This window comes from Pseudomonas lactucae, from assembly GCF_016937615.1.
Classification (GTDB): domain Bacteria; phylum Pseudomonadota; class Gammaproteobacteria; order Pseudomonadales; family Pseudomonadaceae; genus Aquipseudomonas; species Aquipseudomonas lactucae.
Window position 1 is genome coordinate 100,188 of record NZ_JAFHKI010000052.1, and the last position, 14,167, is coordinate 114,354.

12 protein-coding genes and 2 pseudogenes are annotated in these 14,167 nt (G+C 58.4%); 6 read left to right on the top strand and 8 right to left on the bottom strand.

The genetic code is table 11. The features are described 5' to 3' along the window. Positions 1–33 precede the first annotated feature (33 nt). The gene (locus tag JWR98_RS10605) at positions 34–363 is read left to right on the top strand and encodes a hypothetical protein (RefSeq protein ID WP_205489973.1); all 330 of its coding nucleotides are present in this window, start codon (positions 34–36) and stop codon (positions 361–363) included. A gap of 515 nt (positions 364–878) precedes the next feature. Here JWR98_RS10605 and JWR98_RS10610 read toward each other — a convergent pair. The 4 genes from JWR98_RS10610 to JWR98_RS10625 form a co-directional block, all read right to left on the bottom strand. Then, positions 879–2,363, bottom strand: coding sequence for a tyrosine-type recombinase/integrase (locus JWR98_RS10610; RefSeq protein WP_205489974.1), 1,485 nt, complete (start codon positions 2,361–2,363; stop codon positions 879–881). Between the two features lie 343 nt (positions 2,364–2,706). Beyond that, on the bottom strand, positions 2,707–3,933 hold the full coding sequence (locus JWR98_RS10615; protein WP_078731990.1) for an MFS transporter: 1,227 nt from the start codon (positions 3,931–3,933) through the stop codon (positions 2,707–2,709). A 458-nt stretch (positions 3,934–4,391) separates the two neighbouring features. Next, entirely contained in the window at positions 4,392–4,763 is a 372-nt protein-coding gene (locus JWR98_RS10620; protein ID WP_078731991.1) for a helix-turn-helix domain-containing protein, read from the bottom strand. 3 nt (positions 4,764–4,766) lie between these two features. Next, positions 4,767–5,069 (bottom strand): type II toxin-antitoxin system HigB family toxin, encoded by a 303-nt coding sequence (locus JWR98_RS10625; protein ID WP_078731992.1) that lies wholly within the window; start codon positions 5,067–5,069, stop codon positions 4,767–4,769. Between the two features lie 308 nt (positions 5,070–5,377). On the opposite strand from JWR98_RS10625, the pseudogene JWR98_RS30160 reads away from it, so the two are divergent. From JWR98_RS30160 to JWR98_RS10635, 3 genes and pseudogenes are all read left to right on the top strand, one after another. Continuing rightward, a pseudogene (locus JWR98_RS30160) lies at positions 5,378–6,145 on the top strand (MCP four helix bundle domain-containing protein); the annotation flags it as partial. 48 nt (positions 6,146–6,193) lie between these two features. After that, complete coding sequence (locus JWR98_RS30165) at positions 6,194–7,003, top strand: methyl-accepting chemotaxis protein (RefSeq protein WP_425273178.1); 810 nt, start codon at positions 6,194–6,196, stop codon at positions 7,001–7,003. A gap of 82 nt (positions 7,004–7,085) precedes the next feature. Next, positions 7,086–7,987: pseudogene (locus JWR98_RS10635) on the top strand (LysR family transcriptional regulator). On the opposite strand, the gene JWR98_RS10640 reads toward JWR98_RS10635, so the two are convergent. Together JWR98_RS10640 and tcuC are read right to left on the bottom strand one after the other, a co-directional pair. Beyond that, complete coding sequence (locus tag JWR98_RS10640) at positions 7,979–8,737, bottom strand: substrate-binding domain-containing protein (RefSeq protein WP_205489976.1); 759 nt, start codon at positions 8,735–8,737, stop codon at positions 7,979–7,981. The pseudogene JWR98_RS10635 and the gene JWR98_RS10640 sit on opposite strands and share 9 nt — an antisense overlap. Beyond that, positions 8,734–10,041: an MFS transporter gene (tcuC, locus tag JWR98_RS10645; RefSeq protein WP_205489978.1), complete on the bottom strand. Its 1,308-nt coding sequence runs from the start codon at positions 10,039–10,041 to the stop codon at positions 8,734–8,736. The genes JWR98_RS10640 and tcuC overlap by 4 nt, the downstream gene beginning before the upstream one ends. A 254-nt stretch (positions 10,042–10,295) precedes the next feature. Here tcuC and JWR98_RS10650 point away from each other — a divergent pair, with 254 nt between their 5' ends. Further along, positions 10,296–11,219: a LysR substrate-binding domain-containing protein gene (locus JWR98_RS10650; protein WP_078731997.1), complete on the top strand. Its 924-nt coding sequence runs from the start codon at positions 10,296–10,298 to the stop codon at positions 11,217–11,219. Between the two features lie 55 nt (positions 11,220–11,274). After that, positions 11,275–11,640 (top strand): 5-carboxymethyl-2-hydroxymuconate Delta-isomerase, encoded by a 366-nt coding sequence (locus JWR98_RS10655; RefSeq protein ID WP_078731998.1) that lies wholly within the window; start codon positions 11,275–11,277, stop codon positions 11,638–11,640. A 12-nt stretch (positions 11,641–11,652) separates the two neighbouring features. Here the strand turns inward: JWR98_RS10655 and JWR98_RS10660 are convergent, their stop codons facing one another. Both JWR98_RS10660 and JWR98_RS10665 read right to left on the bottom strand, forming a co-directional pair. Beyond that, on the bottom strand, positions 11,653–12,633 hold the full coding sequence (locus tag JWR98_RS10660; protein ID WP_205489980.1) for a LysR family transcriptional regulator: 981 nt from the start codon (positions 12,631–12,633) through the stop codon (positions 11,653–11,655). Between the two features lie 134 nt (positions 12,634–12,767). After that, positions 12,768–13,955 (bottom strand): cyanate transporter, encoded by a 1,188-nt coding sequence (locus tag JWR98_RS10665; protein WP_078731999.1) that lies wholly within the window; start codon positions 13,953–13,955, stop codon positions 12,768–12,770. Between the last annotated feature and the right edge of the window lie 212 nt (positions 13,956–14,167).

The window sequence follows — 14,167 nt, forward strand, 5'->3', positions numbered from 1 at the left end:
TTAACTGAGCTACACAAAGAAAGGATGCGTCGCATGTTGAAGATAATGCTCTCGCTGGACCTAACAAATGCCAAGGATAACCGTGCTGAGTTTTACAAAAACCTAGAAGAAGCCGGATGGAAAAAGGCTAAAAACGTTGATACGGTTTGGCTCAAAGAAACAAAAGATTACAACCCACAAGATTCGCAGTCTTTGCTTAATATCGAAAGAGAAGAGATTGCCGATCCTCTGGTCAAGGCACACAAAAAACTTGAGCTCGACAAGGTCTACTACGTTGCGCAATTTGGTAACGCAGCATTCGTTAGTCGCGTAATAGAAAAAAGGAACGGAGTGGTCAAGGCTTACGGTGAAAACCTGTTCTAATTCCGTTCCGACTGTAGAAATCCGGTGATTGCACTTGCCGGGTTTCACACCACTGCCAATCCAGACACACTTTTACCCGGTGTAACCCAGGCGTTGTGAGTGTCAAATGGAATCCCGTTGAATGTCCACGTTCCGCTGATTGTGTTTTTGCCTTTCCATGCTGTTAAGCAGCATTGATGCTCAACATCGGACCCAGAAGACTGATGGTTCAAAAGCCGCAATATTGGCCGTTTCACATCCACGGTTACGAGATCACGATTTTACGGATTAGATGGGATATGTTGAAGACCGTATGGCGGTGCCTATTCTTACAAAACCTATTTTCGGTGAATAGAACGCTATCGGCTTAGCACAAACAGCCATATAAGCCCGTAAACACTGGACAAGATGTATATGGGGTCTCTGATGTTGACGACTCTGCTGCGCGTTTCGAATAAGTTAACAAAGGTTTTTAACGAGTTTTCGGAGCAGCAAACTACCTCCGTTTGTCGAGGGGGGGCGCCCAAACCGGATGGTCAAATGGTGAGGGAAGGGAGTTTGGAGATTGCTGCCAGCTTCTGTGCCGTGCTCGCACCTTGTGAGTAAACATCGAAGGTCACGATTCCAGTTTCATGACCTACCAATTCAGCGATTAGCGTACCTTGCACTTCAGCCCTGACTAGCTGAGTGATGACCGTTTTACGGATCGAATGGAATACGTGTTGGGCACCGTAACCTTGAGCTTCCTTGAGCCTGCCAAACGCCTTAGAGAGCGCGTCAGACCGTATGCCGTACTTGTTTTTGCTATCGGAGGGGATGAGGAAGCCGTCTTTCGAATCCTCCTTCAAACGCTCAACAATGCTCGACAGGGCAGGGTGTACAGGTACGACACGGATGCCCGCTGCGGTCTTCGAATCAACAATGTCGAAGCTCTCGATTCCATCCGGCTCAATCAGGTGCTCAACCCTTAACTGGCAAAGCTCTTCAATTCGGGCGCCTGTGTACGCACCCAAGAGGATCAAGTCGGCCAGTGTCGTGTGGTCAGCGGCTAGTGCAGCAGCGTGAAGCTCTGCAATTTCTTTTGGCTGGAAGTCTTTTCGCTGACGGTCTGCACGTTCCTTACCACGGGTTTGCGGTAGCTCATGGTTTTCGAATGGGTTGGCCTTATCCTTGAAGTCTTCACGCCAGCGAATGTCATGCTTTATTGCCCACTTCCAGAATACGTTACCTGCTAACAGGTACTGGGTGAGGGTCTTGCTCGCCAACTTGAGGGAGTCGAGCCACGCAGACACGGCGTCGAAGTCGAGCGGTTTCCCTTCTTTAGCCAGGTACGCGGAAAGCTTTTCTAGTTTGGACTGCTGCTGATCTATCGTCTTGGTCGCGACATTCCGCGCTTCACGGTGCTGACGGAAAGTGGCGATACGCGGCTTGGTGATCGGAGACTTGACCTTATGGGCAGTCGGGTCATTCAGGATCGCTTGCACCTCTTTGGCTTCAGTCGCTGTAAAGTCATTCTTGTGAGCAATCAACCCGCCCCACATCTCCAGCACCATCTTATGAGCGAGGTCGTGAGCAGCTAGTTCACCATCCTTTCCCTGCATGGCGTAAACGGTTTCTGCTTCAGCTTGGCGACGGCGCCCAGTCTCGGTATCGCTGAAAACGAACTGCCGAAACTCTTCTAGGAGAGCCGGATCAATGTCCAGCAATGGTGCTTTCGTTTCGCCAAGGGCCGTGTCGATCTTGAGTTGGCGGATGATCTGGTTGAAGTCCTGAGCATCCTCTGCAACACGGTCTTTCCAACCATCACCACGGCGGCTTCGCTTGTCACGTGCTGCCTTGATTTGGGCTTTCCAACCAGCGAGAACGGAGAGGCGGAGGGTCATGGCTTCGGATCGAAGGCCAGTCTTCAGTGACTGGATCAGGACTGCTTTTCCTCCCATCGCACTCTGTACATCAGCGGGGACGGCAAGGCGGACGTACCAAGTGGATTCGCCCTTCTTCTGGATCAAATTGTCAGCCATGGAGACGCCACTGTAGAATGAGAGGTATACAACGAATTGTACTACTCATTTGTACTACTATTGAAGCTGTAAGCCGCGTATTGCCGTGGTTAAAGGGGTTGAGGGTAATGTATGGTGAGTCCCTATCTCTCCGCCATTACATAGAAAAAGCCCCGTAGCTGAATAAGCTACGGGGCTTTTTCGTTTCTGATGGATATCAAACCTGCTGCTAGCTCAAGCGCTCAGCCGCTTTCTGATAAATCTGATCAGGACCTCTATAAGCGATTACCAGGTTTTTCCAAAATCGTGAGTGGTTGCCTGCCGAGCTCAACGCTCAGCAGGCTTTTTAACCTGTTCCGTCTCTTCAGGCCGGTTGCGCCACCAGGCGGTTGCTGATGTTACGTCCCAGCACCAACACTGTGACAAAACCTACGCCTACCAACGCCGTCGCCAGGCTCAACAGCACCGAGCTGCCCAATTGGTCGACGATCCGCCCGCCGAAGAACGAGCCCAGGGCGATAATCACTTGGAACAATGCGACGAACAACGGCATGCCACGTTCGACATCCTTGGGCGCCACCACGAACATCCAGATACTGGCGCAGGCCGGGAAGGCGCCGAAGGCAAAGCCCCATAGGCCGATCAGCATCGCGGCGCCGGTCATGCCGGTGGCGAAGTAAGGGAACAGGGCGGTGCTGGTGCCGATCATCAGCGCGACCAGCATCAGGGTGTGACGTACGCTGCGGTTAGCGGCGAAACCGGCAAAAATATTGCCGAACACCCCAGCCACGCCAAACAACAGCAGCAGTGAACCAATCGTCGGCCCATCGAAGCCGGAACTGTATTTGAAGAACGGCGCGACATAGGTGTAGGCGGCAAAGTGCGCAAGACCGATCAACAATACTGCGATCAATCCGACCCGAGCGCGTGGGTTGATAAACAACGCCGGCAGGTCGCTGACGAGAATGGCTTTTTCCGGGTTGAGTCGCGGTAGCAGGAAGACCTGTGCCAGCAGTACGGGGATGCCCACCAGCGCGGTCACCAGGAAGGTCATGCGCCAGCCCATCAGGCCGCTGAGCCAGGTGCCGACGGGCACGCCCAGTACGGTGGCGAGGGTGACGCCCATCATGATGATCGAGGTGGCTTTCGCGACGTCCACTCCCTTGGGGGCCAGGCGGCCGCTGAGGGCGATAGCCGTTGCCCAGAAGCCGCCGATGCTGATGCCCAACAATACGCGGCCCAACAGCAGCAGGCTGAAATCACTGGCGAACGCCACCACTGAGTTGGCAATGATCATGATCAGCGTCAGGCCGATCAGCAGGTAGCGACGGTCCATGGCGCCAATGATCACTGACAGCAACGGAGCGGCGAGGGCGGCCATGATGCCGGGCAGGGTCACCATCAGGCCAGCATGGCCAGCCGTGATACCGAGGTCGCTGGCGACATCGTTGAGCACGCCCACCGGCAGAAACTCACTGGTTACCAGGGCGAAAGCGCCCACAGCGACGGAGAGAATCGCCAGCCACTGCTGTTTGACGCTCTGTTGATTATGTTCGGGAAGGCCGCGAGGGGCCTGGCTGGCACTTGGCATGGATTTGAGTTCCAGAAGGGATGTCGCCTGGTGTCAGGCGCGGTGAAGAGAATAAGCGGGAATTATATGAATCAGGCTCTGCGTTCACGCAGGCGGTCGTTTCGATAGTAATCATCAGTGCTATCGATGTGTTTGTTTTGCCAAGGGCTGAATATCAGGTATGAGGAGGCGGGCTTAACACATCAAATCGATAAATCTTGTTGTGAGTGATATCTTTATGCCATCACGCATCGTGACAGGCATGGAGATGGGTATGAAGAAGCTATCAATGGTGGTTTTGCTCATGGTGTTGGCGGCAAGCCCGATGTTTGCAATGGGTTGCCCGAAGGGCACCCATCCGGTTGGTGGGACGGGGTCGCATCATAAGGGTGGAACCTGCCAGTAGCCAAAGAAACCTGCCGAACTCAGTTTTGCGCGCTGTGTGATCGCGTGATCGCACGGCCCATCATCGTCTTCCTTCACGCATGCTTGCCGGGTCTGATCAAGCTTTGCGCCGGAATGCCAAACATTTCGTGCAATTTCCAGATCATCGGCAAGGTCAGTGCTCGCTTTCCGTTCAGCACTTCATAAACGCGATTCTGACGGCCAATGGCGGGTACAAGATCTGCCGCTGACAGGCCAGACTGCTCCATTCTGAAGCGAATGGCATCGACCGGATTGGGCAGGTCTACGGGAAAGTTTTTCGCTTCATAGGCCTCGATCAAGGTGATCATTACGTCAAAATAATCGCCTTGCGGCGTGCCCGGTTCAGGTTCGTTGTCGAACAGCGCAGAGACCGACTTGAGCGCGTTTTTGTAATCTTGTTCGGTATGGATGGGGCGGATGTTCATGGGTTACTCCGTTTCAACGGTATCGGCGTCAATCGCGTCGTACTGCTTATGCGTACCGACGAACTTGATATAGAGAGCGCCATAGCGATAGGCCACGGCGACCACGAGCCTGTAGTCGTTACCTTTGATGTTGAAGACGACCCTTCGACTCTTGAGAATGCTGGCACTGCGAAATTGTTCTTTGATGTCAGTCGGATTTGACCAGGTAGCGTTTTTTGCCTCGTCTATCCAGGCCAGGAGCGGCTGCTCAGAATCCGGGTATGTTTGCCAAAAAATCTTCAGTTGACTGATTGCGACAATTCTCATGCAAAAATCCTAGTCCCGTCCTGGGACTTTTTCAAGGGGCGTTATTGATGCGGGCTGTTTTCCGGACGGGCGTCATGGGCCCTCAGGTATCGCTCCACATAAAGCGTTCCCTTTGTATCCGTGAACGGTTAGTCCTTTAACGCTCTCAGTATTGCCGTTGGTAGCGTTTGTGCTCATCGACAGAGCGAATTACTCACCGATATTCACGACTTCTTATTTCCTATCTCACACCGCCCTCAAGTCCTCACCCGCGCGGCCGAAACGTTGTCATACGATGTCTTACCCCTAATAAGAGTGCGCCCCCAAAAATGTCCCTTCGCAGCCTGTCCATCGCCCGCCGTGCGGGTCTGGGTTTTGCCTTGATCGCCCTGCTTGTGGCCCTGTTGGGGTTTTTTGCGCTCTCCAATATGGCGAGTATTCGCGCCAGTGCGGTGCAGGTGGAAAGAGGGCTGGTGCCCAAGATGCGGCTGGTGGCGGATATTCGCGAAATCATGCTGCGCATCCGGACGATTTCTTTGCGTATGGCGTTGGACCCCAACCCCGCGAGCCTCCCGCAGTACCGCAGCCAGATGGACACACGCAGCCAGGATCTGACGAAGAGGCTGACGGACCTGGACGCGGTGATCGACACACCGCAAGTCCGTGCGCTCTATGACCAGTTCCAGGTCTCGCTGCGTCAGTACCAGCAGGGCTTGGCGCAGTCGTTCGTGCTGGCCGACAAGCAGCAGGGCGCTGAACTCAACAAGCTGCTGCTGGTGGACATGAAAACCGTGGTCGACGGCTCCGGCGCGCAACTCAACGCACTCGCCGACTACTACAACGCCCAGGTCAACGAGCAGGGCCAGGCGGCCGAGTCGCAGTACAGCCGTTCACGCACCATGGTCTTCGGTTTCGTGATTCTGGCGGGCCTGAGTACGATAGCCCTGGCCTGGCTACTCACGCGCAGTATCGTGCGTCCGCTGGGGCAGGCTATGCGCGCGGCGGAAAACGTCGCACGGGGCGACTTGACCCAGACCGTGGAGGTCAGCGGAAACGACGAGGTGACGCGTTTGCTGGTGGCGCTGCACTCCATGCAGGGCAGCCTGCGCAGTACCCTGCAATTGATTCGCCAGTCGGCGGCACAAATGGCCGCTTCCGCCACCGACCTCAATGGCATTACCGACCAGAGCAGCCGCAGCCTGCAACAGCAGACGGCCGAAATCGAACAGGCGGCCACGGCGGTCAACGAGATGACCTCGGCTGCCGAAGAGGTGGCGCGCAATGCGATGTCCACCTCCGAGTCCACCCGCCTTTCCAATGAAACCGCGCGCGAAGGCCAGCACCGCGTCGGTGAAACGGTCAGCGCGATTCAGGCCCTGAGCAGCAATATCGGCGAGACCTCGACCCTGGTGCAGAGCCTGGCCGAGCAATCGCGGGATATCGGCAAGGTGCTTGATGTGATTCGCTCCATCGCCGAACAGACCAACCTGCTGGCCCTCAACGCCGCCATCGAAGCTGCGCGTGCCGGGGAGTCCGGCCGTGGTTTCGCGGTGGTGGCCGATGAAGTGCGTGCGCTGGCCCATCGCACCCAGCAATCGACCCTGGAAATCGACCAGATGGTGACGGCGATGCGCACCGGCTCCAATGATGCCTTGACGTCGATGCAGTCGAGCACCCAGCGTGCCGGCGACACCCTAACCCTGGCCGAAGGGGCAGGGGGCGCCTTGAGCCAGATCACCGACTCCATCGACCAGATCCACCAGCGCAACCTGGTGATCGCCAGCGCCGCCGAGGAGCAGGCGCAGGTGGCCAAGGAGGTCGACCGCAACATCGTGAATATTCGCGACTTGTCGGCACAGTCTTCGTCCGGTGCCGGGCGGATCAACGGTTCAAGCCAGGAGCTGGCGCGGTTGGCGGTTGCGCTCAATGAAGCGGTGGCGCGGTTTCAGGTGTAGGGCGCAAATGGGCAGCGGTGTCGATGGCGTCTCAACAGCGCCCATACGATAATCGCTGCACCTCGACCACCTGGCCCCTCCCGTGATCATCAACTTCGACCTCAACGACCTCCAAGCCTTCCGCGCCGTGGTAGACAAGGGCAGTTTTCGCGGCGCTGCCGAAGCCATCCGGATCTCGCAACCGGCGCTCAGTCGACGCATCGAAAAACTCGAAGCCGCGCTGGATGTGAAGCTGTTCGAGCGCACCACCCGCAGGGTCAGCCTGACCATGGTCGGTCGCGCGTTTCTGCCCCAGGTCGAGCGCATGCTCGACGATCTCGACATCGCCCTGATGGGCATCAGCAACGTCGCGTCCACGCGCATGGGCAATGTCACCATCGCCTGTGTGCCGTCGACCGCGTATTACTTCATGCCCCATGTGATCTCCGAATTTCACAAGCTGTATCCGAAAATTCGCCTGCGGGTGCTGGATGCCAGTGCTGGTGAGGTGTGCAAAGCGGTGGAAACCGGCGAGGCGGATTTCGGCGTGAGTTTCAGCGGCAGTCTGGCTGATGAAGTGGAGTTCGAATTGCTGCTGCAGGAGCGTTATGTGCTGGCTTGCCGGCGTGATCACCCGCTGGCCGAGCGCGACAGCGTCACCTGGACCGAGGCCTACGAACACGACTACATCACGGTGGATAAAACCTCGGGCAACCGCTTCCTGCTGGACCAGGCCCTGCGTGGCATACGCGTAAAAAAACCGAGTATCTGCGAGACGCACCACGTGACTACCATGATCGGGCTGGTGGAGGCCGGGCTGGGCGTGGCGATGGTGCCGTCGATTGCGATGCCGGCGTGCGAGCACCCGATTCTGGTGAGTGTGCCGCTGGTAGAGCCGCAGGTGATGCGCAACGTGGGCTTGATCAAGCGCGCGGGCGGACGTTGCCGCCCGCGGCGCTGGAGTTGGAGCGGTTGGTGCGGGAGATGCCGTTTCGGTCAGCGTGACACCGAGTCCAGGCCGGTGGATTGCACCGCCGGTTGGGCCTCGGGCGAGGCCAGGAACTGCAGCAGTTCCCGGGCCTGGGCCGGGTGTTCGGCGTTCACCGGAATACCCGCCGCAAAGCGCGTCACGGACTGCACGTCTTCAGGGATTTTGCCCACATAAGTCACGCCCGCTACCGGTAATAATTCCGCCACCTGTTGCAGGCCCACTTCGTAGTCACCCTTGGCGACCTGCTCGGCCACCGGCAGACGTTCGATCATGGTGCCTTTGGCGGGCATGCCAAGTTTCTTGAACAACTCTTTCTCGACATACACACCGCTGGCGCTGTCCGAGTACGCCACGGACTTGGCGTTGCTCAGCACCGCCTTCAACTCGGCATCGGTGCCGATCGCCGGTTTGGCTGCGCCTTCCTTCACCACCAGGCCGATGCGCGAGTCGGCCAGTTCCACACGGGACGCCGGGTCGACCTTGCCTTGTTTGATCAATTCATCCAGGGCATAACCGACCATGATCACCACGTCGGCGTGTTCGCCCCGAGCCAGGCGGTTGGGAATCGCTTCCGGCGCCTTGCCCATCGATGGGCCGAGGATGGTCTCCAGGGTGTCACCGCTGTGTTTGGCGTATTGCGGGCCGAGCAGTTTATAGGCCGCTGTGAAGCCGCCGGAAGTCATCACTTTGATTTCTTCGGCCTGGGCCGTCAGCGCCAGGGCGCCAAAAGCCAGGGCGGTCAGCGTCTTGAACAGCGCCTTCATCGCAGTGCCTCCTGCATCACTTGGCCACGGCTGTTGGCGCGGCGATACAGAGCCAGGGTCGAACACAGCGCGCACAGCGCGGCGAACATCATCCAGTAGGCCGGCGAGGCTTTGTCTTCGGTGATGTGGATAAACCAGGTGGAGATCGCCGGGGTAAAGCCACCGAACACGGCGGTCGCCAGGCTGTAGGCCAGGGAGAAGCCCGCCACGCGCACTTCCACCGGCATGATTTCGGTGAGGGCCGGGATCATGGCGCCGTTGTACATGCCATAGAGGAAGGAGAACCACAGCAGGGTTTCCAGCATGTGGGCGAAGCTCGGTGCATTGACCACGTAGGACAGTGCTGGATAAGCCGTGAGAACGGTTAGCACAGTCATGGCAACCAGTACCGGCTTACGGCCGAAGCGGTCGCTCAAGGTGCCGCCGATCGGCAGCCATACGAAGTTCGACACCGCCACCAACAGGGTCACCAGCAGGGCATCGGACGTGCTCAGTTGCAGCACGGTCTTGCCGAAGGTCGGTGCGTACACGGTGATCAGGTAAAACGCGGTGGTGGTCATTGCCACCATGAGCATGCCACCGATGACCATGGTCCAGTTTTTCACCAGGGTCGCCATGACTTCACGCATGGTGGGACGATGCTGACGCTTGGCGAATTCTTCGGTTTCCTGCAGGTTGCGCCGCAGCACGAAGATGAACGGGATAATCACGCAACCGATGGCGAACGGAATGCGCCAGCCCCAATCGGCCACCACGGCGGGTTCCATCCAGACGTTCAGGCCATAGCCCAGTGCGGCGGCGACCACGATGGAAATCTGCTGGCTGCCCGACTGCCAGCTGGTGTAGAAGCCTTTGCGGCCCGGAGTGGCCATTTCGGCGAGGTACACCGACACACCGCCCAGTTCCGCACCGGCTGAAAAGCCCTGCAACAGACGGCCCAACAGCACCAGCAGCGGGGCCCACAGGCCAATGGTGTGATAACCCGGCACCAGCACGATCAGCAGCGTGCCGCTGGCCATGATCGACAGGGTCACGATCAGCCCTTTGCGGCGACCGACGTCATCAATGTAGGCACCCAGAATCACCGCACCCAATGGACGCATCAGGAAGCCTGCGCCGAACACGGCGAAGGTCATCATTAATGACGCAAACTCATTAGCGGCGGGGAAGAACGCGGCAGCGATATAGGTGGCATAGAAGCCGAACAGAAAGAAGTCGAACTGTTCGAGGAAGTTGCCCGAAGTGACGCGGAAAACCGCACCCACTTTGGAGCGGGCAGAATCAGGCTGAGCAGGGCTAGTCATGTTGTTGTGTCTCCAGCGTTCTTTTTAAAGTGCTTGTTTCGCTTAAGACTACGGATAGTGGCTGACACATTTAGAAATGATAAGTGAAAGATTTGGATTTATTGATGCATGCAGATTATCAATCGCTGAAGCCGTTCACAGTCGTCGTTCTTGTTCGATGCCTGAGAGCGTGCCCCATTGATCGTGAAGGCACATAGACGCAGCCCGTCGGCCTTTCTACACTGCCGCTTGTCGTGGGTTAGGGGCAGGCGCCGATGAATCGCAATGAATTACGCAAGGCCGACATCAACCTGATGGTGGTTTTCGAAGCGCTGATGCTTGAGCGCAACGTGACCCGGGTGGCCGAGAAGCTGTTCCTGGGCCAGCCGACCATCAGTTCGGCGCTCAACCGTTTACGTACGCTGTTCAACGACCCGCTGTTTATTCGTGTCGGCCACCGCATGGAACCCACTGCACGGGCCGAAGAGATCATCCAGCACCTGTCGCCGGCGCTGGACTCGCTGTCGTCGGCCCTGAGCCTGACCCACGATTTCGACCCGTCCATCAGCACCATGACGTTTCGCATCGGCCTGTCCGACGATGTCGAGTTCGGCCTGCTGCCGCCGCTGTTGCGCGCGTTGCGCCAGGAGGCGCCGCAAGTGGTGTTCGTGGTGCAGCATGTGGACTACTGGCGTATCCCCGACCTGTTGGCCTCCGGCGATATCACCGTCGGCATCACCCAGACCCGTGGTCTGCCGGCGAATGCCAAGCGCAAGTTGCTGCGCCATATCCGCCCGCGCCTGTTGCGTGCCGATGCCTCGGATGCGCCGCTGACCCTCGATGAATACTGCTCACGCCCCCACGTGCTGGTGTCGCACACGGCCAACGTGTCGGGGTTCGCCGATGAGTGGCTGGCCGAGATCGGCCGCAAGCGCCACGTGGTGTTGTCGGTGCCGCAATACAGCGCGTTGCCCGCCTTGCTGGCCGGCACCGATCTGATCGCCAGCCTGCCGGACTACACCGCCGAAGCCATGGCGGTGTCGGGCAACCTGTTCTGTGAGCCATTCCCGTTCGAGACGCCGACCCTGGATTTATCCATGGTCTGGCTCAGCCATGTGGACACCGACCCGGCGGAGCGTTGGGTACGCTCGCGGCTGGAAGCGTTTATGAGTGATCGAAACCTGGTGGCAAAGGCCTGAGCTATTTATCCGTGGTATATGTAGGAACCGTCCTATAAAAACCTCGGAGCCCGCCATGCCACACCTGCACTTGGAATACACCGCCAACCTGACGCAACTGGACACCGACAAGGCCCTGTTGCGCTTGAACCATGCGTTGGTGGCCTCCGGTCAGTTCGGCGCCGAGTTCGACATCAAGAGCCGGGCCGTCCAGGTCGACAGCTTTCGCGTGGGCACCGGCCTCAACGAGCGTGGGTTTGTGGCGGCGCGCCTGGCCTTGCTCAGCGGGCGTTCGCCGCAGGTCAAACAGCAATTGTCGCAAAGCTTGCTCGCGGTGTTGCAGGACCTCGGCCCATGGCCCGAGGGCGTGCAGGTGCAACTGAGTGTCGAATTACGCGATATGGATCGCGATACCTATAGCAAGGCGGCAGTCGGGAGCTAGTAGCTGCAAGCTTCAAGTTAAGAGCGATGGGGGGCTGTGGCTTGCAGCTTGCAACTTGCAGCTTGCATCTACGGTCCCACACACCTTCACCACCTGTTCGCGAAACCAGGTATTGGCGCTGTCCTGCTCACTGGTTTCGTTCCACTGCATCTCCAGCGTGAACCCCGGTAGCCCGTTGGGCGCTTCGCAGTGGCCGAACACCGTCGTCGGCGCCAACAGCTTTTGCACTCGGCGGGGCAGGGTGACGATAAAGTCGGTGCCGGTGATCATCTTCAACGCCGCGCTGTAACTGTTGGCCCGGGCGATCACCTGGCGCTTGTGGGCATGGCGCGCCAGCCAGCCATCGATCATGTTGCTGTCCGAGGTCCACGGCGTGGGGAAGACGTGACGCCGTTCGACGAAGGATTGCAGGCTGAACGCCGGCTCCCGGGGCGCCGAGCGTTTGTCGAAGACGCACACCAGGTCGTCCTCCAGCAGCATCTGGGTCTTGAGGTCTTTGTGAGCGCGATGAAAGTGCGGGCCGAAACAGATCGCCAGGTCCAGGCGACCTTCGCGCAGATCGTCGACGGGGATGTCGGTTTCCAGCTTGTGCACATTGACGATCACTGGCAGGTCGGCGCGGTCGAAGTGCTTCAACAGGCGCGGCAGGACCAACTGTTCGAAGTATTCCGGGGCGCACACATTGAAGGTCACCGCCTTCTGGGTCGGGTCGAACGCCTGGCTGCCGGCGTGGCACAGGTTGATGCTTTCGAGGATCTTCTGCACATGGCCATACATACTGGTGGCCTTGTACGTCGGGCGCATGCCCGCGCGCGTGTTGATAAACAGCTCGTCTTCAAAGCTGGTACGCAGCTTCTTCAGGCTGTAGCTCACGGTGGACTGGCTGACGAACAGCGTCTCTGACACCTCGGTCACGCTGCTCTGGTCGTAGACGGCGATGAACACCATCAAGTCCTGCATATCGAGCTTTCTGAGCGAGTTACTGTTTAGCATCCATTCCATCCGTCAATCCGATGTACCGAACGCGGTACAAGCGCAAAAAGCTTAACGGAACGGACGTGCCAATAGAAAGCTCTGTAGGTCGTTTCTATGTTTTGTGTGGGACAAATACTGTTCGCAACACGACGTCAGTGGATGTGTCGCGCATAGTGCGTGGGATTGAAGCGCGTGACGATCAGCAACATCAGTACCACCACCGCCGTCAGCGACCACCAGGCCCACTCGAAGCTGCCCAACTGGTCGCGGATCATCCCGGCGATCAACGGTGACACGCCGGCGATCAGGTAGCCGATGCCTTGCACGAACGCGGTGAGGCCACCGGCGCGGCGCGGGTTATCCAGGTGGTCGAGGGACAGGATCAGGCTCATCGGAAACAGCCCGCCGATGCCCAGGCCGAGCAGGCACGGCCACACCAGGCTCAGGTGTTGCGGGCTGAGGATCAGGCCGCAGAAACCGGCGATGATCAGCACCAGCAACACCGCGACTACAGCGCGTTTATCCTGGCGTCGGTTGGCGATAGCTGGGGTGACCAGGCCGGACACGACTTCCATGGCCGTCAGGAAACCGAGCAGTAAACCGGCGCTTTGTTCGCTCCAGCCCAGTTCGACGTAGTACGGCGCCAGCCACGCCAGCACGCAGGTGTAGGACGCGGTACCCAGGCCAAAAAACACAGCCAGCAACCAGGCGCGGCGGTTGCCGAAAAAAGATTCCTGTGGGCCTGCGCTGGCTTGGGGCAATGGTGGCAATGTCGACCGCTGGGCGTACCAGAACACCAGCGCCAGCAAAGCCAGCACGGCCCAGAACGCCAGGCCGATGCGCCAACTGCCGGTCTGCACCTGCACGAAGGGCGCGAATGAAGCGGCCAACGCCGCCCCGCCCATGATCGCGGTGACGTACAGGCCCATGAACAGCGACACGTTGGCGCTGAAGCGTGACTTGATCATTGCCGGCATCAACGCCTGGATCAGCGCAATGCCGATACCCGCCGCGATGGCGCTGACAATCAACTCCAGCACCGAGTCGAGGAACAGCCGCGACAACGTCGCCAGGCCAATCACCCCCAGCGACAGCACAATGCTGCGGTGCTCGCCAAAACGCTTGGCCAGGCCCATGCCAAAAAACATCGCCAGCCCCATGGCCATCACCGGCAGCATGGTCAGCAACGCCGCGCTGCTGAAACTCAACGGCACATCAGCGCGAATCGACGATAACAACGGCCCCACGGCCGCCATCGATGGGCGCAGATTAAGGGCGACCAGCACCACGCTGATCATCAGCCAGACGGCGGTGGTGGGTTTTGCGTGAACGGTTTCCATGGGCGGGCCTTGAGTGAACAAGAGCGAATCAGGCCATGGGCGGGGCAGCTGGGCAAATGAGAAAGTCGTTGGGGCTATTGAAAAATTGCAGACACTGACACACCACAGAACGAAATGTGGAAGGGCTTGCCCCCGATGGCGGTGTGTCAGTCAAAGCTGCACTAACTGAACCACCGCTATCGGGAGCAAGCCCCTCCACAGGGATCAGTAAC

What these genes read in the sequence shown, in the direction of transcription:
- JWR98_RS10620 (WP_078731991.1), bottom strand. Translation starts at nt 4,763, where the DNA reads ATGAACATCCGCCCCATCCATACCGAACAAGATTACAAAAACGCGCTC.
- tcuC (WP_205489978.1), bottom strand. Translation starts at nt 10,041, where the DNA reads ATGACTAGCCCTGCTCAGCCTGATTCTGCCCGCTCCAAAGTGGGTGCG.
- JWR98_RS10655 (WP_078731998.1), top strand. Translation starts at nt 11,275, where the DNA reads ATGCCACACCTGCACTTGGAATACACCGCCAACCTGACGCAACTGGAC.
- JWR98_RS10625 (WP_078731992.1), bottom strand. Translation starts at nt 5,069, where the DNA reads ATGAGAATTGTCGCAATCAGTCAACTGAAGATTTTTTGGCAAACATAC.
- JWR98_RS10605 (WP_205489973.1), top strand. Translation starts at nt 34, where the DNA reads ATGTTGAAGATAATGCTCTCGCTGGACCTAACAAATGCCAAGGATAAC.
- JWR98_RS10650 (WP_078731997.1), top strand. Translation starts at nt 10,296, where the DNA reads ATGAATCGCAATGAATTACGCAAGGCCGACATCAACCTGATGGTGGTT.
- JWR98_RS10640 (WP_205489976.1), bottom strand. Translation starts at nt 8,737, where the DNA reads ATGAAGGCGCTGTTCAAGACGCTGACCGCCCTGGCTTTTGGCGCCCTG.
- JWR98_RS10615 (WP_078731990.1), bottom strand. Translation starts at nt 3,933, where the DNA reads ATGCCAAGTGCCAGCCAGGCCCCTCGCGGCCTTCCCGAACATAATCAA.
- JWR98_RS10665 (WP_078731999.1), bottom strand. Translation starts at nt 13,955, where the DNA reads ATGGAAACCGTTCACGCAAAACCCACCACCGCCGTCTGGCTGATGATC.
- JWR98_RS10660 (WP_205489980.1), bottom strand. Translation starts at nt 12,633, where the DNA reads ATGCTAAACAGTAACTCGCTCAGAAAGCTCGATATGCAGGACTTGATG.
- JWR98_RS10610 (WP_205489974.1), bottom strand. Translation starts at nt 2,363, where the DNA reads ATGGCTGACAATTTGATCCAGAAGAAGGGCGAATCCACTTGGTACGTC.
- JWR98_RS30165 (WP_425273178.1), top strand. Translation starts at nt 6,194, where the DNA reads ATGGCCGCTTCCGCCACCGACCTCAATGGCATTACCGACCAGAGCAGC.